Origin of the sequence: Corynebacterium nasorum, assembly GCF_030229765.1 — a bacterium.
Classification (GTDB): domain Bacteria; phylum Actinomycetota; class Actinomycetes; order Mycobacteriales; family Mycobacteriaceae; genus Corynebacterium; species Corynebacterium kefirresidentii.
On sequence record NZ_JASPGY010000008.1, the window covers coordinates 84,539 to 108,481 of the forward strand.

23 protein-coding genes are annotated in these 23,943 nt (G+C 58.7%); 11 read left to right on the forward strand and 12 right to left on the reverse strand.

What is annotated here, in order from left to right; translation table 11 throughout:
- Positions 1 to 111: 111 nt before the first annotated feature.
- From QP904_RS09350 to QP904_RS09385, 8 genes are all read right to left on the reverse strand, one after another.
- The gene (locus QP904_RS09350; RefSeq protein WP_200288106.1) at positions 112 to 1,068 is read right to left on the reverse strand and encodes a glycine betaine ABC transporter substrate-binding protein; all 957 of its coding nucleotides are present in this window, start codon (positions 1,066 to 1,068) and stop codon (positions 112 to 114) included.
- On the reverse strand, positions 1,065 to 1,817 hold the full coding sequence (locus tag QP904_RS09355) for an ABC transporter permease (protein ID WP_284835958.1): 753 nt from the start codon (positions 1,815 to 1,817) through the stop codon (positions 1,065 to 1,067). Before QP904_RS09355 ends, QP904_RS09350 begins: the two co-directional genes overlap by 4 nt.
- Positions 1,804 to 3,006, reverse strand: a complete 1,203-nt coding sequence (locus tag QP904_RS09360) for an ABC transporter ATP-binding protein (protein ID WP_284835959.1) — start codon at positions 3,004 to 3,006, stop codon at positions 1,804 to 1,806. The genes QP904_RS09355 and QP904_RS09360 overlap by 14 nt, the downstream gene beginning before the upstream one ends.
- Positions 3,003 to 3,644 carry an ABC transporter permease gene (locus QP904_RS09365; protein ID WP_239208495.1) on the reverse strand — a complete coding sequence of 214 codons (642 nt, stop codon included), beginning with the start codon at positions 3,642 to 3,644 and terminating at the stop codon, positions 3,003 to 3,005. The genes QP904_RS09360 and QP904_RS09365 overlap by 4 nt, the downstream gene beginning before the upstream one ends.
- Before the next feature lie 215 nt (positions 3,645 to 3,859).
- Entirely contained in the window at positions 3,860 to 5,251 is a 1,392-nt protein-coding gene (locus QP904_RS09370) for a hypothetical protein (RefSeq protein WP_200288091.1), read from the reverse strand.
- A 501-nt stretch (positions 5,252 to 5,752) separates the two neighbouring features.
- Positions 5,753 to 6,490, reverse strand: a complete 738-nt coding sequence (locus QP904_RS09375; protein ID WP_284835960.1) for a sulfite exporter TauE/SafE family protein — start codon at positions 6,488 to 6,490, stop codon at positions 5,753 to 5,755.
- Between the two features lie 43 nt (positions 6,491 to 6,533).
- Positions 6,534 to 7,199 (reverse strand): TIGR03089 family protein, encoded by a 666-nt coding sequence (locus QP904_RS09380; RefSeq protein WP_284835961.1) that lies wholly within the window; start codon positions 7,197 to 7,199, stop codon positions 6,534 to 6,536.
- Between the two features lie 25 nt (positions 7,200 to 7,224).
- Positions 7,225 to 8,856, reverse strand: coding sequence for an LCP family protein (locus QP904_RS09385; RefSeq protein WP_284835962.1), 1,632 nt, complete (start codon positions 8,854 to 8,856; stop codon positions 7,225 to 7,227).
- A gap of 124 nt (positions 8,857 to 8,980) precedes the next feature.
- Here QP904_RS09385 and QP904_RS09390 point away from each other — a divergent pair, with 124 nt between their 5' ends.
- The 3 genes from QP904_RS09390 to QP904_RS09400 all read left to right on the forward strand — a co-directional run bounded on the left by QP904_RS09390 (position 8,981) and on the right by QP904_RS09400 (position 11,891).
- The gene (locus QP904_RS09390; protein ID WP_023020759.1) at positions 8,981 to 9,880 is read left to right on the forward strand and encodes a glycosyltransferase family 2 protein; all 900 of its coding nucleotides are present in this window, start codon (positions 8,981 to 8,983) and stop codon (positions 9,878 to 9,880) included.
- Between the two features lie 100 nt (positions 9,881 to 9,980).
- Positions 9,981 to 11,075: a mannose-1-phosphate guanylyltransferase gene (manB, locus tag QP904_RS09395; protein WP_023020760.1), complete on the forward strand. Its 1,095-nt coding sequence runs from the start codon at positions 9,981 to 9,983 to the stop codon at positions 11,073 to 11,075.
- A gap of 567 nt (positions 11,076 to 11,642) precedes the next feature.
- Positions 11,643 to 11,891 (forward strand): WhiB family transcriptional regulator, encoded by a 249-nt coding sequence (locus QP904_RS09400; protein ID WP_005528147.1) that lies wholly within the window; start codon positions 11,643 to 11,645, stop codon positions 11,889 to 11,891.
- 80 nt (positions 11,892 to 11,971) lie between these two features.
- Here QP904_RS09400 and QP904_RS09405 read toward each other — a convergent pair whose 3' ends face one another.
- The gene (locus QP904_RS09405; protein WP_248099705.1) at positions 11,972 to 12,442 is read right to left on the reverse strand and encodes a metallopeptidase family protein; all 471 of its coding nucleotides are present in this window, start codon (positions 12,440 to 12,442) and stop codon (positions 11,972 to 11,974) included.
- 95 nt (positions 12,443 to 12,537) lie between these two features.
- Here QP904_RS09405 and QP904_RS09410 point away from each other — a divergent pair, with 95 nt between their 5' ends.
- Both QP904_RS09410 and QP904_RS09415 read left to right on the forward strand, forming a co-directional pair.
- Positions 12,538 to 13,005, forward strand: coding sequence for a DUF3499 domain-containing protein (locus QP904_RS09410; RefSeq protein WP_284835963.1), 468 nt, complete (start codon positions 12,538 to 12,540; stop codon positions 13,003 to 13,005).
- A 54-nt stretch (positions 13,006 to 13,059) separates the two neighbouring features.
- Entirely contained in the window at positions 13,060 to 14,427 is a 1,368-nt protein-coding gene (locus QP904_RS09415; protein WP_239208505.1) for a phosphomannomutase/phosphoglucomutase, read from the forward strand.
- Here QP904_RS09415 and QP904_RS09420 read toward each other — a convergent pair.
- Positions 14,424 to 15,779, reverse strand: a complete 1,356-nt coding sequence (locus QP904_RS09420) for an FAD-dependent oxidoreductase (RefSeq protein ID WP_284835964.1) — start codon at positions 15,777 to 15,779, stop codon at positions 14,424 to 14,426. The genes QP904_RS09415 and QP904_RS09420 overlap by 4 nt on opposite strands.
- A gap of 252 nt (positions 15,780 to 16,031) precedes the next feature.
- Between QP904_RS09420 and QP904_RS09425 the strand changes: the two genes are divergently transcribed.
- Genes QP904_RS09425 through QP904_RS09440 form a run of 4 tightly spaced genes read left to right on the forward strand, consistent with a single transcriptional unit; the run spans position 16,032 to position 19,695 of the window.
- A complete protein-coding gene (locus QP904_RS09425; protein ID WP_284835965.1) occupies positions 16,032 to 17,708 on the forward strand; it encodes a nitrite/sulfite reductase in 1,677 nt (558 codons plus the stop codon).
- Positions 17,705 to 17,956 (forward strand): hypothetical protein, encoded by a 252-nt coding sequence (locus QP904_RS09430; protein WP_023020766.1) that lies wholly within the window; start codon positions 17,705 to 17,707, stop codon positions 17,954 to 17,956. The genes QP904_RS09425 and QP904_RS09430 overlap by 4 nt, the downstream gene beginning before the upstream one ends.
- Before the next feature lie 9 nt (positions 17,957 to 17,965).
- The gene (locus QP904_RS09435; protein WP_284835966.1) at positions 17,966 to 18,652 is read left to right on the forward strand and encodes a sirohydrochlorin chelatase; all 687 of its coding nucleotides are present in this window, start codon (positions 17,966 to 17,968) and stop codon (positions 18,650 to 18,652) included.
- On the forward strand, positions 18,646 to 19,695 hold the full coding sequence (locus QP904_RS09440) for a sulfite exporter TauE/SafE family protein (RefSeq protein ID WP_284835967.1): 1,050 nt from the start codon (positions 18,646 to 18,648) through the stop codon (positions 19,693 to 19,695). The genes QP904_RS09435 and QP904_RS09440 overlap by 7 nt, the downstream gene beginning before the upstream one ends.
- Before the next feature lie 111 nt (positions 19,696 to 19,806).
- On the opposite strand, the gene cobA is transcribed toward QP904_RS09440, so the two are convergent.
- Positions 19,807 to 20,544, reverse strand: a complete 738-nt coding sequence (cobA, locus tag QP904_RS09445; RefSeq protein WP_023020769.1) for a uroporphyrinogen-III C-methyltransferase — start codon at positions 20,542 to 20,544, stop codon at positions 19,807 to 19,809.
- A 41-nt stretch (positions 20,545 to 20,585) separates the two neighbouring features.
- Here cobA and QP904_RS09450 point away from each other — a divergent pair, with 41 nt between their 5' ends.
- A complete protein-coding gene (locus tag QP904_RS09450) occupies positions 20,586 to 21,608 on the forward strand; it encodes an exopolyphosphatase (RefSeq protein WP_239205936.1) in 1,023 nt (340 codons plus the stop codon).
- A 6-nt stretch (positions 21,609 to 21,614) separates the two neighbouring features.
- Positions 21,615 to 22,844: a mannose-6-phosphate isomerase, class I gene (gene manA, locus QP904_RS09455; protein ID WP_284835968.1), complete on the forward strand. Its 1,230-nt coding sequence runs from the start codon at positions 21,615 to 21,617 to the stop codon at positions 22,842 to 22,844.
- Between the two features lie 252 nt (positions 22,845 to 23,096).
- On the opposite strand, the gene QP904_RS09460 is transcribed toward manA, so the two are convergent.
- On the reverse strand, positions 23,097 to 23,894 hold the full coding sequence (locus QP904_RS09460; protein WP_284835969.1) for a hypothetical protein: 798 nt from the start codon (positions 23,892 to 23,894) through the stop codon (positions 23,097 to 23,099).
- Positions 23,895 to 23,943: the final 49 nt, after the last annotated feature.

Sequence of the window (23,943 nt, forward strand, 5' to 3'; positions counted from 1 at the left end):
GAAGGTTTTGGCAAACGAAAGCAAATGTGTGATCTAGATTAAATAAAAGCTAAAGACCGCCGCACCGAGGGTGGTGCAACGGTCTTTGGGAATCTTGCTAAGGCTTGGCAGCTAGTCCGCGATCAGGTTTTCTTCCTTCAAAAAATCGAGTGCCACGGTGGTGTAGTCCTCACCGTCGACGTCGACGCGGGCATTGAGTTCCTGCATCTTTTCGTCGGTAAGCAGCTGTGACAGGGGAGCGAAGAGCTCTTTAATTTCTGGGTGTTCATCTAAAACCTCGGTGCGGATAACCGGGGCAAGGTTGTACTTAGGGAAGAACAGATCAGGGTCCGTCAACACCTGCAGTTGGAGGGCTTTAATGCGGCCATCGGTGGCGAAAACGGAGCCAAAGGTGCATTCTCCCTTGTCTAAGGCGGCATAGACCGCGCCGGAATCCATTTCCTTAATGCGGCTGCGTGGAGGCTCTTTCACCCCATAACTCTTGAGCATGGGAAGGAGTCCATCATTGCGGGCGAGGAATTCGGCATCGGTGCAGAAGGTTTGCTGCTCGGGAGGAAGCTCCTTAATATCCGCGAGCGTCTCTACGTCCGATTCTTGGTGCGTCTTCTCACTTGTAGCCAAGGCGTAGGTATTGTTCATTGGCGCTGGCGGCAGCCACGTTAAGCCATTTTCCTTATCAGCCTTTTCCACGGCTGCGTATTGTTCCCGTGAACCAGGAACGGGATCATCATGGCCCAAATAGGTAATCCATGCGGTACCGGTGTACTCAAACATCGTGTCCATATCGCCTACTTGGAGGGCTTGGCGGGCCGAAGTAGATCCCGGAATATTGGTGAGATCCTTGACGTTGGCACCCGCTGACTGCAGCAAAATGGCTCCAATTTTTCCCAAAATGATCTGCTCGGTGAAGTTCTTTGACCCGATGGAAATGGTCTCGCCTCTCAGATCAATGCCGGCGAGATCGCCTTGCAGTTCGCCGCGGGGAATCAAACCACCTGCAGTACCAAGGCCACAGCCCGCCAGAAAAAGGGTGCCTACCGCGGTGAGTGTTGCCATCAGGCGTTTCATTTGATCATCCCCTTCGGCGTAAAAGCGAGTTCCAATAGTCGGCCCACCCATTCCACGGTGAGCGCTAAGGCTGCGATAAGTACCGCGCCCGAAACAAGGATCGGCGTGCGATAAAGGTTGATTCCAGAGGTGATGAGTCCGCCAAGCCCACCGGCATCGATAAACGTGGCAAACGCACCTGCGCCTACGAGAAGCACCAAAGACGTGCGGACACCGGTCATGATGACCGGCAGCGCAAGCGGAAGCTCTACCTTGGCGAGAACCTGCATGGGGGACATGCTTAGCCCGTGCGCTGCCTCAATGAGCTGCTTGTCGACGCCCCTTAAACCTGCAATGACATTGGCCAGCACCGGCAAGAAGGCATAAAACCACAACCCGAGGATGGCAACCGGAGTGCCGAAGCCGAGCCAAATGGCCAGGAGTACAATGACGCCAACGACCGGAGCTGCCTGACCAATATTGGCGATACCCGTGACCACGGGGGCAAGAAATTGCGTGGACTGTCTCGTGAGCAGAATCCCTAAGGGGATTGCGGCAGCGATAACCAAGAGTGCGGAAATAAGCACGAGCACGAGGTGCTCCCACGCCAAAGCCGCGACGGAATTGAGCTCCAAGGTGCGAGCCTCAATTTCATCAAGATCCGCGATGGCGTGCCAAATGAGCCATCCGACAACTGCCGCGATGACTAGAACTGGAATACCGAAAATGAGGAGCCGGTTCTCTCCTCCGAGGCGTTTAAGCTTTTCCACTGCTACCTCCTTCACCGCGAGGAGAGTGGGCATCGGAGTTGATCTGACGGATGTAGTCATTGACCGTGTCATAAAGGAGCACGCCTTGGAATTTTCCGCGGCGGGTAACCATGGCGCCGCCGTGGGAGGAAGCAAGCATAGCCGACATGGCGTCGTTAAGCGTAGAACGAGCTTCCACCACAGAGGACAACTCTATAGTCGGATCAGGAATGAACTCAAAGCGGCTGAGCTGGCGTTTGGTGATCCATTCGCGCGGGTGATCGTGCTCGTCCAGGATAACGACAGTCCCTTCTCCGGCGGTATCTAAACGCTCGAGAACGTCTGCAGTCTTCTCGCCGATGCGCCCTATGGGTGGCGACCAAAGCTCAAGTTCATCCGCGCGCCGCAAATTTAGCTGCTTGAGGGCAGAGCCCGAACCGATGAAGTCTTCCACAAAATCATTCGCTGGTGCGGCCAGAATATTTTCCGGCGTATCGTACTGGCTAATCTGCGCGCCGGGTTCAAAAATGAGGATACGGTGGCCCAGCTTGATCGCTTCATCGATATCGTGCGTTACGCACACAACGGTCTTCTTTAGCTCCGATTGGATGTTTACCAGTTCATCCTGCAGGTGCGTGCGCGTAATCGGGTCCACTGCGCCGAAAGGCTCATCCATGAGCACCACTGGGGGATCGGCCGCGAGACCACGCGCTACACCCACGCGCTGCTGTTGTCCGCCCGAAAGTTCTCGGGGGAAGCGGTCCCGGTAGATCGAGGGATCCAAGCCCACCATGTCCAAGAGCTCATCGGTGCGCTGTGAGATTTTGTTGTTATTCCATTTCTTGAGCTTTGGCACGAGTGCAATATTGTCTGCGACGGACATGTGGGGAATGAGGCCGCCGCCTTGAATAACATATCCGATGTCTCGGCGCAGCTGGGTGGAATTCTTCTTGGTTACGTCTTCACCGTTAATCCGGATTTCGCCGCTGGTGGGTTCGACCAGGCGGTTAATCATTTTAAGCGAAGTGGTCTTACCACAGCCGGAAGGTCCCACAAATGCCACGAGCTCTCCGGCGGGGATGCGGAAAGACAACTCTTTTACCGCAGGTGATTTCTGTCCTGGGTAAGACTTGGTCACGTGGTCAAAGACGATTTCAGCACCGCTGGTCTCGCTAGCTGAAACCGGACTTGATTGCTTGTTTTGTGTCATGCGGAAATGCCTTTCGGGGTGGTCAGTTTCTGGATGCCGGCAAGAATTGCATCCACGATGAGAGCGATTACCACGACGCCGAGTGTGCCGACTAGCGTGTAATTCAGCGCGTTGGTGCCGCCAATTTGGCTAAGGCCGGAATAGATATAGCCGCCGAGGCCTGGTCCAAGTGCATAGGCCGCGATGGCGGCCACGCCCATAGACATCTGGGTTGCCACTCGGATGCCAGTCATGATGATGGGCCATGCCAGTGGCAAGCGGATGCGAAAAAGAATCGCCGCTTTGCTCATGCCTTGTCCGCGAGCAGATTCAATAATGCTGGGGTCCACCGTATGCAGCCCGACAATCGCGTTGCGCAGAATTGGCAAAACTGCATAAAAGACTACGAGAACTACGGAGGGCACTGTGCCGATTCCAAAGAGGGGAATGGCGAGGCCGAGAAGGGCGAGTGAGGGAAGCGTTAGGCCAATGGAGGATAGGGCATTGGCTAGGGCCGCTCCGCGTGGGCGTTGAGCCGCAAAAATAGCTATCACGAGAGCGATTATTAGTGCTACGGCCACGGATTGGATGACCAAGCTGGTGTGCTGATAGCTGCGGAAGAGGATGTCCTGCCAACGCGCAGCAATAAAATCTGTCATTTCATCACCTTAAAGAAAGAAGGAGAGGGTGGGATTGGTGTTTTAGTCTCTATAAAACTCCCTTCGAGAAGGCATGACGTACCGGTCAAGGATACAAAGTTGGAGGTGGGTCGGCCAATGGACAAGAAGAAGGCCGCCGCACCATGGGAGGTGCGGCGGCCTTCTGTTTGAGACGGGCTAGGAAACTATATTCCTAGGGCAGAAGTGAGGTGTTCTTAGAACAGGCCCTCAGCCTTCTTGCCAAAGTCATTCAAGGTGTGCTCGCGGGAATCAACGTTCTGGTCGTTGTACTTGGAGTCATCACCCTTGATGCGGGAGGTCTGGGTTACCTCGATGTTATTGATGAGGCGGCCTTCCTTGGTCTTGCCATCGCCGAAGTCCAGGTTCGCAATGCGAGCCTCCTCGCCAGCGTTAATCGGGTTAGCCAGGGTTACCTCGAAGGAGCGGGTGGAGGTCTTCTCGTTGAAGCCCAGGTCACGGATGTGAGCGCCTTTGGAGGAACGCGGAGTGATGAGGCGGTCAACGCCCTTCGGGCCCTTGGCGGTCTTCACATCAACGCGGAACTGGGTAGCTGGGAACTCGCCGTAGTAGCGCTCGGAGCCAACGTTCTTGGCGCGAACTGCAACGGTGCCTGCGAAGCCAGCGTGCTTAGCGCCGGAAACGGTCATGTAAGGCTCGAGGTCGAGCTTGTGCTTGGAGTCCTTCTTGTCCTCCTTGGCATCAACCTCTTCCTGCTTCTTCTTGTCAGCAGCCTCTTCGTTCTTGCCCTCTGCCTCAGAAACCTTCTCGGCATCTTCCTTGGCGGTGCCCTCGGTGTCCTTGATTACCTCTGCGTCAGCCTCGAGGTTCTTGTCCTCTTGCACAACCTTCGGGTCGTTGACGTCGGTGGTGTTCTGGGCATCCTTGTTAGGAGCGTAGGAATCAGACAGCTTGTCGTACAGCTTGACGCGAACTTCGTTCTTAACCGGCTGCATTGCATTCCAAGCGGTCGGGGTGGACCAGGTGCCGTTTGGCTTGCAGTACTGCTGGGTACCGGTCATGTTCAGCACGCGGAAGCCGTAGGTAGCTTCACCGGTGTGGTTTGGCGGAACGTCGTAAGGTCCGATGGACTGGCCAGCCTCCCAAGACAGGGAGTAGGAGGCGCTAGCACCAATCTTGGTTGCGATCTCGTGGGAGATGCCTGCGGAGCCTTCAGCATTCTTGCCGGAGCCCTTGCCGCCCAGGTTCATGGACGTGGTCTCGGTGCGGTCACCGTTGACGGAAACGGAGATGGACTGGGACTTGGACAGATCCTGCTGCAGCGGGATGTCCTTCTTGGTCTGGTTGGTGGTGGAGATGGTGCCGGCCGGCAGGAAGCGATCGGAAACCTTGTAGACCACGGTGCGGTGGTCCTCCCACGGGTTACATACCGGGCGAGGGTTCAGAACGTTCGCCTTCATGTGGTCGGAACCGTGGGTGGTGTGGATGATGGGCAGATCCGGGTTCAGCGCCGGGGTTTCCGGGTAGGACTCGGTCTGGGTGGTGGCGCCAGCCAGCGGTGCCGCGAATGCGGTGCCGGCGACGATGAGGCCGGCGGTCAAGCCGGTCATGCGACGACGAATCGACATCTAGAACTTCTCCTAATGCAGGTAGAAAATGAATGAACTTATGAATGAAATCCAGCAACTCTCGACGTTGCGCTAAGAAAACGCTAAAACACGCTTAAAGTTACGTCATCTCTTAGATGTCTATATATTTTGCCTCCAGAAGGAGCGATATACTTCATATAGACCAAGCTGTTTATTGGGTCTTGTTCCTGCTAAGTGGTCGATAGTGTGTCAAAAATTATTGATGGATAGATGTCTATACAATTCCTATTTGGAGCGAATTGGAATACCCCCGTGTGGGGGTATTCTGCCTCTCCCAAAAGTGACGTACGAGTCTTGTAGGGAAATTACGGGCGTGCCACTATATGCGTCGTACGCTGCATTTAAGCGGGTGAAAGGTGGTTATAAAATGCCTGCGCGTGAATGTTACATGTCATAAGTTATAGGCGTTTACATGGCAGAGGTTGGTGCTTTTCGCAACCGGAACTGTCCAGGATGTTCCGAAGAGGGTGGGGTGCAGGGCTAGAAGAGGGTGGATTCGACGATCAGCATGAGGGCTGCAGAGATGGCCACAATGATGACGATGCGGTTGAGCAGTTTCCTATCTATAAATCGGTTGAGGTAGTTCGCTGCGATAAGTCCAATGACAATAAGGGGGAAATAGGCCGCCGCAGCGGTTACTTGGGTGCTGCTGATCTGTCCATTGAGGGTCAAAATTATAAGAGAAATTAAGGTTCCGAGGACGAAGGTGCCCGCCAAAGTGCCGCGGGTACGGTTCGGATCAAAACGCTTCATAATCAACGCCATGGGCGGGCCGCCTATGGAAGTGGAGGTGCCCAGGATGCCGGAGGCTACGCCGGCGATGAGCGTATTGAGGGTGGTCGGCCGCGGGCTCCATCCCAAACTGGATAGGGTCATGGCAAAGAGTACGGCGCAACCGATGAAGATGGATAATCCATCAGGGGACAGACTCGCGATTGCCCAAGCGCCTATTAAGGAACCGGGGATGCGGGCAAGAGAAGAGATTCCCACCACGCGCCAAGAAGTCTCGCGGTAGGAGCGCGATAGCGTATAGCTAGAAATGCACAACGCGAGCAGCAGAATGAGCGTGGGTAGCAGCTCAGGTCGAATGAGCGCGATGATGGGCGTGGCAATGGTCCCTAAACCAAAACCGATGGCGCCCTGAGTGATGGTGCCGGCAAAGATGAGGAGGCCGATGAAGATATAGGACCATGCGTCCGCGGAGATTCCCAGAAACATAACGAGTGCTAAGTGTATCTGGGCTCAATCCTGCCGACTAAACCTAGGAAAGGCGAGCTGTCACTTTCTCATTGGAGGCGATTTCCTCCAACCGCTCTGCTGGGCACACGCCGGCAACGATGACGGCGGAACCTCCCGCGGCGAGGGGCTCGAGCACGGCGCGGGAAAAAGACTCATTATCAGACCAGCCGGTAGATAGCAGGCGCTCGGCGCTCGCAGGAGTATTGACGAGTTGCGGCAGTGGCTGGGTTTCACCAAAGTACTGATCGCCGTAGAAGCGCACGGTAGGGCCGAAATCAATAGCGCCAGTGGGTAGATCGCCGCCGGATTCTACGACGCCGCGGCCAAAGGGGTCCTCGCTGATGAGCACGATATCGGCTTGGGGTTGACGATCATGGGCGGCGGGGTAGCGGGAGGGGGAGGTAAAGACGACGTCGGCAAGCGCGGCAGGCTCGCCAAAGCTATAGGAAGGGCCGGAGGCGAGCGCACCCAAGGCCACAACGGCCGCTTGCCACGAGGAGGGCAGATCGATGGCAATGGTGGAATCTGCCTCTAGGTCGAGCTCTTCTTCCAGCATATTGGCGATCTTCGCTACCCAATTGTCGAGCGTTTGCCCGGAAAAATCCATGCGTGCGCCGGTGGTCTCGTTATATACGGTAAGGCGCGGAGAGGCGGCATCGGCATGCAAAAGATGGGCGAGTAGTTCCATACTCGCCCATCGTAGGGGAGAAGTGCTAGTTCACGCAGCGCGGGCCATCGCCACCGGCGTCGATTTCTGGGGAAACCTTGGCGGTACCGAAGTCATCGCCCGGGGTGCCTACCGGCTGGCTGGACTTGTCTTCCTCCGGCTCTTGGGCGCTGGCCTCCTTATCGGAGGGGCCCTGGTAGTCATCGGTAGCCACGACGATGAGGGTGTCATTATCGAGCTGCGGGTTCTCTGCCACCGGCAGGCCACCCAGTTTCTTGGCTAGGGCTTTCGCCTCCTTGCTCGTCGGATCAGCGGCTACCACTTGCGACTCACTGTAGATGCCCGGTTGCGCGTTAGCGGAGCGCTCTACCGTATAGCCCTTGCCCTCAAGCCAAGAGCCGATGCCGGAAGCTAGGCCGTCAATATTGCCGGCGTTGAGGACGTGGATATTGATATTAGGATCGACGTCCTTGTCCTTGTCCGCCTTTTTCTGCTTGTCCTTATCCTCGGCCTTGGCCTCATCGGTGGCTTCATCGTGGGACTTAGCCAAATCGTCCATGAAACGGTGAACCTCGGCGGCGTCGATAGTGACGATAGATTCGCCATAATCGCCCTGGCCGTCGATGGAGGTAACAGGGATGGTGGTGAAGGTGACATTGCCGCCTGCCAGGCCGGCAAGCTGGGTAACAAAGCCCATAATGTCCCAGCCCTCATCGATGACTACGGAGCGTTCCACCGCCTTGGCAATCTTGGAAAGCTTGGAGGGATTAGCCAGGGTGTCATTGTCCAAGATCTTATTGACCAGGGAAGCCATAAAAGCCTGCTGGCGCACGATGCGGTCGAGGTCGCCGCGCGGCAGGTTGTAGCGCTGGCGCACAAAGGCTAGGGCCTTGGCGCCATCGAGGGTCTGCTTGCCCTTGCTGAACTTAGCGCCAGACATATCGTCATTGACGTCATCATTGAGGCAGACTTCGACACCATCGACGGCGTCGGTAAGCAGGGTAAAGCCCAGCAGGCCCACCTCCGCGTAGTGGTCGATGGACACACCGGTCAAGGACCGCACCATGGCCAATAACCCTTCGCGGCCGGCCTCGACGCCCTGCTTTTCGATGTCCTTATCCGAGTGCGGCTTCTTTTTGCCCTTTGCTTCTTCCTCTGCGTTTTCCTGCTTGAGCTCGTCCACCTTGGCGTTCTTGTGAGAGGCGAAGACAGCATTCATCTTCATATTGCCGTACTCCGGATCCTTAACATAGGTATCGCGCGGAATGGACACGGCGGTAGCACGGGATCCATCCTCCGGCACGCGGATGAGCATCATGGTGTCGGTATTTTCCTCACCATCGGCCACGCCGGCGTGCAGGTCTGCTAGTTCCTTATCGGAGAGGGGATCGCCCTTAGCATCGGTGCGCGAATCCTTGCCCACCAGCAAGATATCCACCGCGCCATCGAGCGAGTCACCGGAAAGTCCCTTGCCGCCTAAGGACAAGTCCTTGGCAGAAGACATACCATTATCAAGCCGGCCGACGGTGGCATAACCCACGCCAGATACCACCAGGATCAGGGCGGATAGCAGGGCTACGATCGTCTTTATGGCCGTGGAACCTTTTTGCTTTACCGCACTAGCGGCAGAGGGCGCCGGCTGAATGGTGCGCGCCCGGCGAGTGTTCTCAGAAGTCACAAGTGGAGGCTTTCTAGATTGGTGGGGATCTGGAGACAGTTTAGGGCAGAACGTTAAAAAATTAGTGATCCGCGTCCGATTTCGCGTGTTCGGGCAGTGTCCCTGCCCAGCGCGAGGAGTGCTTGTGACTAAGCTCGTGGCCATTGTGACTACTCCAACTCAACTCCCACTGGCCGTGATCACCGTGACTTATAGTCCCGGACAATACCTCGGTAGTTTTTTAGACTCCCTGCCGAGTGCGTACGCCCGCGGCACCAAGGTGGTGCTTGCGGATAATGGCTCTACCGACGGTGTTCCCGAGGCTGCCGCCCGCGAGCGCGCCGGGGTAGATTTCCTCGATACCGGCGGGAATATCGGCTATGGCGCTGGCATGAACGCCGGTGCCCGCTTCGCCCGCGAGCGCGGCGGAGTAGATGAGGAATTTTTCCTGATTTCCAACCCGGACGTTGCCTTTAGACCGGGATCTATCGATCGGCTCATCGAGTGTGCCCGCAAATGGCCGGACGCTGCGGCCGTGGGCCCGCGCATAGTAGAGCCGGACGGCACCAATTACCCCTCTGCCCGTGCCGTGCCTACCGTCGCCACCGGCATTGGGCACGCCCTCTTTTCCTCGATCTGGCCCTCTAATCCGTGGTCGCGCGCTTATCGCAATGAAACCGATATGACTACGCAGCGGCCGGCTGGTTGGTTATCTGGTTCCTGCCTTCTTGTGCGTTGGGAGGCTTTTGAAGCCATCGGCGGATTTGATGAGCGTTACTTCATGTACCTCGAAGACGTAGATCTAGGCGATCGCTTCGCGCGTGCCGGCTACCAAAACATTTTCTGCCCAGAAGCAGTCATCAGTCACGCCAAGGGGCATTCCACACAAGCGCACGCCGGCGCCATGCTACGCGCTCACCATGACTCCGCCTACCGCTTCCAAGCAGACCGCCACCCCGCCTGGTGGCAGGCCCCATTGCGTGGTGCACTGTGGCTGGGGCTGCGGGTGCGTGGGTTAATTGCCTCGGCATCGGCAGGTTCTTAGGCCGCGGTGCGCGTGCCGTTGACCTAGATTGCGCTTTTAAGCTCTACACTGTCCCTCAGAAAATCACCGAATAAAACTGTCTGCATACATAAGGAAGACTATGACTGAAGCAGTCACCACCCACGGTGCCAGCACGGATGCAGTGATTCTCGTTGGCGGTCGCGGTACCCGCCTGCGTCCACTAACCATCGGTACACCGAAGCCGATGCTGCCGACGGCCAACTATCCGTTCCTGCAGCATCTTCTCGCCCGCATCAAGGCCGCCGGCATCGAGCACGTGGTCATGTCTACCTCATATAAGGCTGAGGTCTTTGAGGAGTACTTCGGCGACGGTTCGGACCTAGGCCTGGAGATCGAGTACGTGGTGGAAGAGACCGCACTCGGTACCGGCGGCGGTATCCGCAATGTCTACGACAAGCTGCGCAATGACACCGTCATGGTCTTCAACGGCGATGTGCTGTCCGGCATGGACCTGGAGGGAATCCTCACCACGCACCATGACAAGGACGCCGATGTCACCATGCATCTGCTCAACGTGGCTGATCCTCGTGCCTTCGGCTGCGTGCCTACCGATTCCAATGGTCGGGTAACCGCCTTCTTGGAAAAGACTGAGGACCCGCCGACCAACCAGATCAACGCCGGCTGCTACGTATTCAAGCGTTCGGTCATCGAGTCTATTCCGGCCGATCGTGTCGTCTCTGTCGAGCGCGAGACTTTCCCGGGACTGCTGGCAGAGGGTCGCCTCGTTGTCGGTCACGTGGACAACTCCTACTGGCGCGACATGGGCCGCCCAGATGACTTCACTCGCGGATCGTCGGACTTGGTGCGCGGCATTGCGCCTTCCCCGCTGATTGAAGGCAAGACCGGCGAGTCCTTGGTGGATCCTTCGGCCGGCATCGCTGGTGGCGTGCTGCTGCTGTCCGGTACTGCCGTGGGCCGTGGTTCCGAGGTAGGCGCCGGATCTCGCCTCGAGGGCACCGTCGTCTTCGATGGCGTGCGCATTGAGCCAGGTGCCATCATTCATAACTCCATTATTGCCTCCGGCGCACATATTGGCGCCAACGCGGTCATTGAAAACTGCGTCATTGGCGAGGGCGCCCACATTGGAGCACGCTGCGAGCTTCTCGACGGCATGCGTGTCTTCCCCGGCGTTTCCATCCCGGACGCTGGAGTGCGTTTTAGCTCCGATGCTTAACGCTCCTGCCGTGGGCTGGGCCATGCGATAAGTCCGACTGGGATAGGCCGAACTGAGGAAAATGAGTCCTCGGTTCGGCCTTTTCCATGCGGAATTACTCAGCCTGTCCTTCTAAAGCTGCCACCATAATGCGAAATCTGTGCAGCGTTGGTGAGTACGTAGATCCCTTCTTTGAGAGAGTGTGCGCGCGACACGCCGGAATTTTCTGAAAATTGTTGACAGAAAAACGGGGTGCCACTACATGTAGTACCCCCTACCTATACCCCCGGTGGGGAGTAGTTGTTACAGATGTGACGCGTGGGGATCGTGTGCTGCGTTTTTGCCGAAAAGTGCGAAGAAGCCGCTAATTCGGGTTGACGATATTTAGTGATCCGGTGTGAAATTACATCAGTGAAAGAAACAGCGGCCGACGCTGTTACTTCCACACCGGCCCAGCGGGGTTACCCAAAGGGAATGTGGTGTACGGTCGGTTGCACTGATTAGAATTACCCAACCTCGGAGAAAGGAAAAGGCGTGGACAAAATGGCTAATAACAACGCCATTCTCCGTGGCGGTGCTGCTGCAGAGATGTCACTCGATGAACTCTTCGGTGCCGTCGAGCAGGAGTGGCAGGACCAAGCGCTGTGCGCGCAGACGGACCCTGAAGCATTCTTCCCTGAAAAGGGAGGTTCTACCCGTGAGGCTAAGCGCATTTGCCAGGCCTGCGCGGTGCGTGATGAATGCTTGGAGTACGCGTTGGAGCACGACGAGCGCTTCGGTATTTGGGGCGGGCTATCGGACCGTGAGCGCCGCCGCCTCAAGCGCGAGATTGGATAATTAAGGTGTCCAGAAAGGCCCCGGGCAAGCACATGACGTGCGGCCCGGGGCCTTTCTGCTGGGTCATATCGTGAAGGTGGCTACCAGCTATAGCGTGGATCCACTTCCTCCGGGTCCAAGTTGAGATAATTCGCCACGAGCGCGGTAATAACCGTACCTAGAAGCTCGGAACGCTCGGACGGGGTGGAAGCGCGCTGCTCGATGGGCATGCGGAAAATGACCAACCGGGCGCGCGTGGGGTGGCCGGCGGAGTCTACGCCGGCAGGAACCACGCGCCCGAGGGGGACCGGCCCATCGGCGATAATCTCATCCGGGAGCACGGTCATATCGGGTGAGAGCCGCATGCGCGGAATGGTGTCTACGGCTAGGTCGAGGCCACGCAATTGCGGGACGAAGGAGTTTTGGATGGGGGCATAGGCCTCCAAGACGGCCATGTCGAAGTGCTCGCGCGCGCTGCGGTAGCGCGGAGTCTGCTGGGGGAGGAGGGGTCCGCGCATGCCGTGGCCGTGTCGGTCGCGGGCGGGGCGGATGTGCGGGCGAGCGGCGGTCATGCCCTGATTCTAAGGCGCAGGTGGTCTGGATTTAGCGGAGCCACGCCGGGGCGAAGACTATCTAAATCTCAACTAAGGGTTTAGACTTATGCGCTGTGACTATTTCTCGCCATTGCTCCCGCCCAGGCTGCGGCCGCCCCGCCGTGGCGACATTGACCTATGCGTACGCGGACCAGACGGCCGTGGTCGGCCCGCTGGCGGAAGAAGAGAACCCGCACAGTTGGGACCTGTGCGCCACGCACCGCGATCGCATCTCGGCTCCGGTGGGCTGGGAGCTGGTGCGCGTCGATCGCATCGAGCTGGATGAGGAAGACGATCTGATGGCCCTGGCAGAAGCGGTCAAGGAAGACGGCCGCGTGACCACCGGCTTGGTCGATGACGGTAGCGCCGGTTCGGGGGCAGACCCTATCGACTATTCCGCGACCTTTGATGGCGCTGACCCAGCTAATTCGAATCACCCGGTCTTTCGTACCCGTCGCGTGGCTTATGCCAAAAAGGCCCGCCGTGCCCACCTTTCGGTTGTACCCGATGAAACAACGTCGGCGGAATCGGAACTGGACTGACACGGACCCCGCAGTGCGATAGTTTCCCTGCGGGCGAGAGTACTATAGCTGGGTATGCGAACTCGTGAGCAGCTTGATGCAGTAATTAAGGCCTATGACGTCCGTGGCGTGGTGGGCGAAGACATCGATGAAAACTTCGTGCGCGATACGGGCGCTGCGTTTGCCGCCATCTTGCGTGAGGAAGGCGAAAATACCGTGGCCGTCGGCCACGATATGCGTCCTTCATCACCGTCCTTGGCGCGCGCCTTCGCTGAGGGTGTGACCTCGCAGGGCCTCAATGTGACCCTGTTGGGGCTGACCTCTACCGACGAGCTTTACTACGCCGCTGGTTCCCTGGAGTGCGCGGGCGCTATGTTTACCGCCTCCCACAACCCAGCCAAGTACAACGGAATTAAGCTCTGTCGTGCCGGCGCAGTGCCTGTGGGTCAGGAGACTGGTTTGGGGCAGATTAAGCAGATGCTTATTGAAGGCACCCCGGAGTACACCGGCACTGAAGGTGCGATTGCAGAGCAGGAGATTCTGGCTGGCTATGCGGACTTCCTACGCAAGCTGGTGCCGTTGGAGGATTCCAAGCCTCTCGTCGTGGCTGTAGATGCCGCCAATGGTATGGGTGGACACACCGTGCCGGCTGTCTTCGATGGCCTGCCTTTCGAGGTTCGTGATTTGTACTTCGAACTTGACGGTACCTTCCCGAACCACGAGGCTAATCCGCTGGACCCGAAGAACCTGGTGGATCTGCAGAAGTTCACCGTGGAGCAGAAAGCCGATATTGGCTTGGCTTTTGATGGTGATGCGGACCGCTGCTTCGTCGTGGATGAAAAAGGCCAGCCGGTTTCCCCGTCTGCCATTTGTGCGTTGGTGGCTGGGCGCTACTTGGATAAGTTCCCCGGCGCTACCATCATCCACAACTTGATTACCTCTAAGACCGTGCCGGAGCTCATCAAGGAAAAGGGCGGCACCCCTGTGCGCACCCGCGTGGGTCACTCCTTCATTAAGGCGCAGATGGCTGAGCACAAGGCCGCCTTCGGCGGTGAGCACTCCGCGCACTATTACTTCCAGGAGTTCTGGAATGCTGATTCCGGCATGCTTGCCGCTATGCACGTGCTGGCAGCGCTCGGACAGTCCGATAAGCCGCTAAGCGAGCTCATGGCAGAATACTCCCGCTATGAAGCCTCTGGTGAGATCAATTCCACCGTGGAGGATCAGAAAGCCGCTACCCAGGCAGTGCTGGATGAGCTGGCGGATAAAATTGAGTCCGTCGATGAGCTGGATGGTGTGACTGTCGAGCTCAAGGGAACCGAGGCATGGTTTAACGTACGTGCCTCCAATACGGAACCGCTGCTACGCCTCAACGTAGAGGCAAAGACCGCCGACGAAGTTCAGGCCATCGTCGACGAAGTCCTCGCCATCATCCGCCGTTAAACCTCGGCGCGCGAGTGGGAGACCATGTCCTCCCACTCCACGAACTTCTTGCGTTCGCGGCCCTCGCGTTCGCCCAGTGCGCGCTCGGCCGCGTCCAAACGTTGCCAGTCTTGCCACGTCAAGTATTCGATTCCCCGCTCGCTAAGGACCTCGGTGATGTCTGCGTCGCTGGAAGGGGAGGGGAGGGTGCCGGAGGCGGCGTCGGCAAGCAGCATGCCAATCGTCTCCGTGGCATCGGACTTGGTATTGCCAATGAGCCCCACTGGCCCGCGCTTAATCCATCCGGTGGTGTACAGGCCCGGAACTACCTTGCCGGCCGCATCGATGACATGGCCGCCATCGTTATTGATGACGTTTTTGTCCTGGTTGAAGGGCACGCCATCGACCGCATCGGAGCGGTAGCCGGTGGCGAAATAGACCGCCTGCACCGGCCATTCGGTGAACTTCCCGGTACCGTGCACGCTGCCATCCCCATTAAGGGCGGTGCGCTCGGTCTTAATTCCGCAGACTTTGCCGTCTTTCCCCAAAATCTCCACCGGCTGTTCAAAGAGGTGAATCTGCAGGGTGTGCGGTGCCTTTTTCGGATCTCGAATGGCGTACTGCTCGAGCACCTGGCACACCAAGTCAGTGGACTTGCTTTCTTGGCGCGCGGCCAGCGAAGCCTCGTCATAGTCAATGTCCTCCGGGGAGACCACGACATTAATGGACTCGGAATGGTCCAGCTCTTTGAGCTCCTGCGGGGTGAACTTGGCCTGCGCCGGGCCGCGGCGGCCGAAGACGCGCACGGTCTCGGCCTGGTTCTGGGCCAGGGAATCGTAGACATTATCGGGGATTTCGGTCACCTTGAGCTCGTCACCAGTCTTGGCCAGGATGCGGGAGACATCAAGGCCCACGTTACCCACGCCGATGACTGCGACCTCTGTGGCGGAAAGATCCCAATTGCGCTCGAAGCGCGGGTTGCCATCGTAGAAGCCCACGAACTCGCCGGCACCATGCACGCCGTCGAGGTCCGCGCCGGGGATATCGCGGTGGCGGTCGCCCACGGCGCCGGTGGCAAAGACCACGGCATCATAATGCTGCTGCAGCTCATCGACGGTGATATCCCGGCCGATGTGCACGTTGGTCAGCAGGCGAATCTGCTCCGTATCGAGTACGCGGTGGAGGGATTTAATGATGCCTTTAATGCGCGGATGGTCCGGTGCTACGCCGTAACGGATGAGGCCAAAGGGGGCGGGCATCTGCTCAATGAGGTCAATCTGTACCTCACCACCAGTCTTTTTTACCAAGATGTCGGAGGCATAGATGCCGGCTGGGCCGGCACCGATCACGGCTACTTTTAAGGGCTGATTCATGTTGTGCGAAGGCCTTTCTCTTTTTCGCGGGGCTAGACCGCTGGGTTCATTTTCCTAGCTTTATCTTTCTGGCAATTGAACCGTCTGGTCTAGGTTGCGGCAAGGCTAAGAATTAGTTTCTAAAATTATTCTGACCTTTGCGCAGGGTATGGCGATTTTTTACTTGAAAATAAAAAAGACCGCTTTGTCTGTCTGATTTAGACGGGTAGGTTGTCTTTCAATACTTAGGAAAGGCAGGTTGAGATCTACACCATGACCACCGCGACTAATACCAAGCGCACTCCCCGCGCCAAGAAGCCCGAAGGCCAATGGAAGATTGACGGTACCAAGCCCCTCAATAACGATGAGGTAATTAAGCAGGAGGATGGTGGGCTTTCTGCCAAGCAGCGCGTCATCGATATCTATTCCAAGCAAGGATTTTCCTCGATCCCTTCTGATGACCTAGCTCCTCGGTTCAAGTGGTTGGGCCTTTATACCCAGCGCAACCAAAACTTGGGCGGTGAGATGACCGCCAAGCTTTCTAACGCTGAGCTGCAGGATGAGTACTTCATGATGCGCGTGCGCTTCGATGGTGGCCGCGCCGATCCCGCCAAGCTGCGCGCTGTGGGTGAGATCTCGCGTGATTATGCCCGCTCTACCGCGGACTTCACGGACCGCCAAAATATCCAGCTGCATTGGATTCGTATCGAGGATGTGCCCACCATCTGGGACAAGCTTGAGTCGGTGGGGCTGAGCACGCTTATGGGGTGCGGCGACGTGCCCCGCGTTATCCTGGGCTCGCCTGTCGCGGGCGTGGCAGAAGATGAAATTATTGACGCCACCCCGGCCATTGAAGAGATCAAAAATAACTATCTGCCGCGTGAGGAGTTCCATAACCTACCGCGCAAATTCAAAACCGCCATCTCTGGCAACTCCCGTCAGGACGTCACGCACGAGATTCAAGACGTCGCCTTCGTAGGTGTGAATCATCCGGAGTACGGCCCCGGATTCGATTGCTTTGTTGGCGGGGGCCTTTCCACTAACCCGATGCTCTCGCAGTCCCTCGGCGCCTGGGTTCCCCTGGAGCGTGTGCCTGAGGTGTGGGCCGGTGTGGTCAGCATCTTCCGTGACTACGGCTTCCGCCGTAATCGAAACCGAGCCCGCCTGAAGTTCTTGGTGGCTAAGTGGGGCATTGAAAAGTTCCGCCAGGTGTTGGAAGAGGAATACCTAGATGAGCCGCTGCTGGATGGCGTCCCGTTGGAAGTCGAGCCCGGCTCCCGCGATCATCTTGGCGTGCACCGCCAAAAGGACGGCAAGTTCTACGTGGGCGTGAAGCCTACCGTGGGCCATGCCACCGGCGAACAGCTCATCGCTATCGCAGACGTGGCTGAGAAATTCGGGATTAGCCGTATTCGCACTACCCCGATGAAAGAGCTGCTTTTCCTCGACGTCGACGAAGAGGACATCCCGAGCCTATCCCGTGCGCTCGACGAGACCGGACTGTATTCCCAGCCATCCGAGTTTCGCCGTGGCGTCATTTCCTGCACCGGGCTGGAGTTTTGCAAGCTCGCGCACGTGACCACCAAGGCCCGCGCCATCGAGTTGGTGGACATCCTGGAAGACACCCTGGGCGATCTGGATGTGCCGATTTCGATCGCGCTTAATGGCTGCCCCAACGCCTGTGCGCGTTCGCAGGTATCAGACATTGGCCTGAAGGGGCAGATCGTCACTGATTCCGAGGGCAACCGCGTCGAGGGTTTCCAGGTCCATCTAGGCGGCGCCCTTGGCCTGTCTCCGGACTGGGGCCGCAAGCTGCGTGGCCACAAGGTCGTGGCCGATGAGGTGCCCGAGTACGTCATCCGCTTGGTCAACAAATACAAGGAGCAGCGTGAGGAAGGTGAGCAGTTCCGCCACTGGGTTTTGCGCGCAGCTGAGGAGGACTTGCAGTGAATTTTCGCCGCCAGCCCAATCCCAACCGCAACCATCCCAGCTTCTGCCCGTATTGCGCCGGAACCGACCTCTTTCCGGACGAGGAAGACGATTTTGCCTGGAAATGCCAGGAATGCTTGCGGATTTTCTCCGTGCGTTTCCACGGCCAGGACGATGCCCCGGTAGCCCCTGCACCGGCCGTGTCCTCCAACGAAGCACTGAAGCGCTCGCTTGCCCGCCGCGGCCACACCACGGCGCCAAAGGCTTAAGGATGCCCCATGCCCGCACTCATTACCCTGTCTCACGGTTCACGGCATCCGGGTGCTGCGGCCGGAATTGAGCGTTTGACCCAGGCCACGGGCCTGCGTCCAGCTCGCGCGGCGCACCTGGAATTCAACGAGCCCGACCTCACCGCGGCCGCGCTCGAGCTTGCCCAGATGGGGGAGACCGAGGCAATCGTGGTTCCCCTGCTTTTCACCCAGGGTTATCACCAGCGCGTTGATGTTCCGCGTGCGCTTGCCGCAGCCTCCCAGACCTCACACTTGTCCCTCCACCTCGCCGCAGGCCTCGGCACCGGCGAGGACCTCGCCCGTGTGCTCGCCTCTCGTACCCGGCCTTGCGACGCCCACGTGGTCATCTATTCCGTTGGTTCCTCCGATTCAGCGGCGAATGATGCCATACGTGAGCTCGCCCACCGCACCTTCGCGCTCACCGGCGTACCCGCGACGGTGGAATTTGCTACCCGCGGTGGCCGCGAGGGGATCGTGCGCCTGTGTCGCGAGCATGCGGACCCTAAGCGTGTGCGCGTCATACCGCTCTTTGTCACCGAGGGGCTGCTCCTAGACCGCTTGGCGGGTGTTCCCGCGACCGTTGAGCACCCGCTCGGCACTGATCTTTCAGGCCTCGTCACAGACCGTTTTAACCATGCACGCCGCGGCGCACAGGAGGTATTCGCGCCATGCTAACTCTCATTCTCATCGCCTTGGCCGGCGCGGCCGCCAACCTCGTGGACGGTGGCATCGGCATGGGGTTCGGCGTCACGTCTACCACGATGCTGCTCCTTGCCGGCCTAGGTCCCGCGCAGGCCTCTGCCGTCGTGCACACCGCTGAGCTTGGCACCACTGCCATTTCCGGTTTGAGCCACGCACGCTTCGGCAACGTGGACTGGAAGACGGTGGTCCGCCTTGGCATCCCCGGCGGTATTGCCGCGTTTGTGGGGGCCACGTTGCTGTCGAATATTTCCACTGCCGCTGCTGCACCGGTGACCGCACTCATCCTGGTAGGCATTGGTGCTAACCTCATCTGGCGGTTCTCCCAACCGCGCCGCCGCGGTTCCGCCTACAAGCGCTCGCATTCCACTCCGTTTCTCGCCGGCCTTGGCCTGGTGGGCGGATTTGTCGATTCTACCGGTGGCGGTGGCTGGGGTCCCGTGTCGACCTCCACGCTTATGGCCATTGGTCGGGAGCAGCCGCGCCGCATTGTGGGCACGGTCAACGCCGCCGAATTCCTCGTGACCTTGGGTGCCACCGCGGGCTTTATCGTCGGCCTCTGGCACGACATCGTCGGCAACCTTGCCGCCGTTATCGCGCTTCTCATCGGCGGCGCCATCACTGCTCCGATCGCTGCGTGGCTCATCTCCCGTATCAACCCAGTCCTGCTTGGTGGATTGGTGGGCACGGCCATCGTAGGGCTTAATATCAGCAAGGTTATCGGTGGCGCCGAGACCTACTTTGGCTGGTCAGTGCCATCAGCAGTTACCTCGATAGTCATCGCCGTCGTGGTCGCTGCTGGTGCGGCCGCAACAGTTCGTGGCACGCTGCGCACTACGCGTGCCCGTGCAGCGGAATTGGAAGCAGAAAACGCTGAGGAAGCCGCCCACGCGGACTTTCATGCCCCGGATTACCCAGAGCGTGTCGCCGCCGCCCATCACTTCCACGGTTCGCGCAGGTCAGGTGTCACCATCGTGCAGGATAAGGCGCCCGAAAGCCCCGCCTCGGACCGAATGTAGCGCATCGACTGCGGCCTTTGGCCAGGCAATAAACCAAGGTTTGGCTGCAGTAGGCGGAACGCGGCCGAAAGTGGGGTTAGGGCTTATGCGAGTCTTGCTACCCTGAACCCGCTAGAGGCCGGCCACCTCGCCGATGACATAGACCGCCGGCGAGGAGATATCGTGCTCTGTTATCGTCTGCGCCAGTGTGGCCAAGGTGCAGCGGTAAGCGCGCTCGGTAGAAAGCGTGCCTTCTTGGATGATGGCGCAGGGGGTGGAAGGGGAGAGGGAGGCTGCAATAAGTGTGCTAGCAATTGCCGGTGCATTCTTAACCCCCATAATGACCGCCAGCGTGGCGCCAGAACGGGCGAGAGCTTCCCAGTCCACCAAGGATTTCTCGTGGCCGGGTGGTAGATGCCCGGAAACCACCGTGAAGCCGTGGACGATGCCGCGCTGAGTTACCGGAACGCCAACGGCTGCGGGAACGGAAATAGCTGAAGTTACGCCCGGTATGACCGTGGTGGGAATCGAAGCTTCTGCCAGCGCTTGAACTTCCTCAAATCCGCGCCCAAAGACGAAGGGATCGCCTCCCTTAAGGCGGGCTACCTTGCGGCCAGAGCGGGCATGAGTGATGAGTAACTCGTTGATCTTTTCCTGCGAGATTGACTTCTTATAGGGGAGTTTAGAGACGTCAATGAGCTCTTTGGAAGAAATATCACACAGCCTATCGAGCTGCGCTGTAGGTCCCAGGTGATCGGCGAGAATAACCTCTGCATCCTGCAAGGCGCGCATGCCGCGTACAGTAATGAGGTCCCACGCGCCGGGGCCGCCGCCAATGAGGGTCACGGGATGGATCTGTGCGGAAGTCATGGGACTCCATCTTAGTGGGTGCCCGACTATGCTTAAGCCACATGGATACCGGTAATTATGATGCCGAAACCGTGCGCTTTTTTGATGTCGCGCACGAAGGCGCTCAAATCCGCCTATTGGCCGGAGAAGTGGAGCTTTGGAGCGAGGCGCTCCGCGGGCTTAATCCTCGCTCGCTGGTCATAATCCCCACCGATGCGATTGCCAGGGAAGCCGCCCACTTGGGTGTCGGCCTTGCAGAGCCGCTGCGAATCCCGCTCGTCGTCACCGAATCGCTCCCGCGTTACGTGGGAGCATTGGACGTGGTTGTTGTCGTAGGCGAGACCGGCGAATGCGATTGGGCTTCGCGCGCATTAATTGCCGCCAGCCAGCGCGGCGCCACCACCGTTTTGATTGGCCCGGCCAAGGGCCCGCTCGTGGAGGACTGCCCGGACGATACCCTCATCGCCCCCTGCCTACCTACGGCAGAGGGCAGTTCGCCTGCCCGCAACATCGCCGCACTGCATGCTCTGTGCTGCCTGCTCTACCAGGACCCGACCGCGGTGAAAGAGATCCTGGAGGATCTTGCTGCAGCCGTGGACCGCGAACTCGCGCAGCTTTCCCCTGAGCGCGATGCCACTACCAATCCGGGCCGCCAACTGCGCGAATTTATCGAAGGCGCCCGCATCATCCACTCCTGCGTGCTCGACCCTTATTCCTTTTCTGAGCGGCGTGAGCACGTGCAGATCGACGCCCTCGTCGCTCGTATGGCTGCGACCATCTGGGCGGTGCATGGCCTGCCGAGCGCTTTCGTGGACCCTGCGGAATTGCGACGCGCACTCGACCGAGATTCCGATAGCTCCCGAGCAAATGATCTCTTCTTTGACCCCTTCATTGATGGCGATGGCACTACGGATGCTTTGGTACCCTTGAAGGTGATTTTCTGGGGGCAGGAAGAGGCGAACCTGCCCAACTCGCTTGCAGTCCGCAGCATTGACCCGGAACCGGGCCTCGGGCATCTTGCCCGCTCACTGCAGCTTATTACGCGGAGTTTCTCCGCGACCGCCTACGAGATTTCTAAAGGATAGAAACACATGCAGCTGTTGCACAGCGCCACCCGCAACTATTCCTGGGGCTCGCGTACCCTCATCCCACACCTGCAGGGTCAGCCCGATTCAGAAAAGCCCGTCGCAGAGCTGTGGTTCGGCGCCCACCCCGGAGACCCGTCTACGGTGGATGACCGCCTTCTCAATGAGGTCATTGCGGAGGATCCAGCAGGGCAGCTAGGCAGCCGCGTTTCCGCCGAGTACGGTGAGCGCCTGCCTTTCCTCCTCAAGGTGCTAGCGGCCGAGGAGCCGCTATCCCTACAGGCGCACCCGTCGAAGGAGCAGGCAGAGGAAGGTTTTGCCCGCGAGAATGCCGCTGGGATTGAACTCACCGCACCCAACCGCAACTACAAGGACGATAACCACAAGCCCGAGCTTATCGTTGCGCTCACGGATTTCTATGCCATGGCTGGCTTCCGCCCGCTGGCGCGCACTCGCGAGCTTTTTGCTGCCTTGGAGTGCCCCGAGCTGGATCATTACGTTGCCATGCTGGACGAGGACCCCTCGGTAACCACCGAGTCCGCCAACCTTCGCGTTCTCTTTACCACGTGGATTACCATCCCGTCCGCCAAGCGCAAGGAACTCATCGCCGCCATAGTCTCCGCTGGTGAGCGCCTTATTGCCGCGGACCCGGCCGATTGGAAGTCCCGTGTAATGTCCACGGTGCTGGAACTCAACCAGCGTTACCCGGGCGATATCGGTGTATTGGGTGCACTGTTGCTTAACCACATCGAACTTTCTCCCGGCGAGGCCGTCTACCTAGATGCGGGCCAGCTGCACGCCTATGTCTCCGGCCTTGGCGTAGAGATTATGGCCAACTCCGATAACGTTTTGCGCGGCGGCCTTACCCCCAAGTTCGTTGACGTTCCCGAACTAGTCAAGGTTCTCACCTACGCGGCTGCCGATGAACCGCGTGTTCAACAGCAGGATAAGTCCGCTCAGAATAATGTGCACGATGCCGCCGCATGGTCTTACCCGGTCCCGATTGAAGAATTCCTGCTAGACCGTGTAGAGCTTAGCGGAGCATCTTCTGTGGATTTTGATTACGATGGCCCGACCATCGCCCTGTGTACCACAGGCTCCGTTACCTTTACTGATGCCGCCGGCAAGACCCTCACCGTGACCCCCGGCCAAGCCGTCTGGTTGCCTGCCTCTGAGGGGCGAGTCACCGCCACTGCGGCATCCGACGCGGCCGACCTCTTCGTCGCCCGCGCTTAGCCCGCCTGCGCTTAGCTCGCCTGCGCACCAGCGCGCTTTGCCGAACCCCTCTCCGCCGGGGCTCAGGCGAGGCGTGGAGCTTCATTTCAGGCGCGCTGCCGCAGCTTTCGTCGCTGCGCGAGTGCCTCATATGGCTGTTTCTTTCACAGCTCTAATGGTCCGGCGCATACAAAAGCACGTTTCCTCGAAATTCACGTTCAGAATCGAGGAAACGTGCTTTTGTATTCAGCTAATTGCGCAGTGGGCTATGGATTAGTGCGAAGCGGCTGCTTTGCGCGGCGCCTGCTTGGTCGGCACGAAATCGGTCGGCTCTTGGTTCTGCTCGGCAGAAGGCTGCTCTGCGGCGGTTTGATCGTCGCGTGGTACTTCTGCCTCTGCGACCTCTTGCTGCTTGTTTTCGGTTAGTTGTCCCCGGTCCGGGTTGGGCTTGTTCTCACCAGTGGTTGTGCCCGTCCCATTTTGCTCCGAAGGCTGCGTCGGGGAAGGCTGCGGAGCGGACGGGGCAGTGGTGGTTTGCGGAGCGGTGCCGCCATTGCCGCCGTTGTTGCCCTGGTTGCCCTGTGGGGAACCGGTAGCCTGCGAGCCGTTTTGATTGCTTGGGTAATCAGGCGTCGGGCGCAGAACGCCTTGGCCGGTGTCTTGTCCACCCTGGATGCTGCCCATACCCTGCGAGGAGGTTCCTTGTGGGGAAATATTCTCCGGACGATAAACCTTGGTGGGCTGGGTAGCCGCCTGCGGGTGCATGACCGCATTGGGGGCTAGATACGGATCATTGTTATGCGGCTGGTGGTGCTTCGAATCGCCGGAGGAAGCTGTAGAGCTTGTCGCATGTGCAGAGCGCTTCTTTGAAGGCGAATGGTCCGTGGAAGAAGTGGTGGTCTCCTCGGCCGCAGTGTGCGTCGGGGAGACGGAGGTGGTCGCGGACTGATCCGCGGCATTGGAATAGTTAGCGCTCGGCGAGCTCATGCGCCAGACTGTGAATCCGACGACGGCCGCGGCTATCAGTCCGGCCACAATGAACACGTAGACGCGGCGCGAATCTGGCTTCATCGTGGCTGTCCTTTCTGTGAGGTGGGCTGATTTAACCCCATAGGAGGTG